Source organism: Vibrio sp. 10N.222.55.B11 (assembly GCF_041473705.1).
In the GTDB taxonomy this organism is placed as follows: domain Bacteria; phylum Pseudomonadota; class Gammaproteobacteria; order Enterobacterales; family Vibrionaceae; genus Vibrio; species Vibrio crassostreae_C.
Map to the genome: position 1 here is coordinate 1 of NZ_JBFRST010000135.1, position 394 is coordinate 394.

The window sequence follows — 394 nt, forward strand, 5'->3', positions numbered from 1 at the left end:
GCCCCTTATTGATGGCCATTGTAGCGGTCTTTTTTATCCTTCCTTTCTTGCACGGCCTTTCTTATAAAAAACCGTGAATAGAGAAATCCCTTCCGAATGAGACTGCGTGCGCAAGATAACCCTGAATAACCTGTTGGGAGAAACCAGAAAAATGAGAGATAGAGCAGGGTAGGCTAAGGTTCAGACGTGCTGATCCCTCCGCCTTCGCGGAGACGAACGTGTCTTTTTAATTAGGGGCCAGGTCCGGTTGATACTCACTAAAGAAGGCTGAGGTTGATTGCGCATAGGTGTTTAACGTTGACGCATTGAAGATCTCTTGTATCCCTGACGCTATCTTACGGAAAGAGAGCCATTGAAAGCTCAGTCCTTTTTTTGTCTGGCGTTCCCGTGTTGC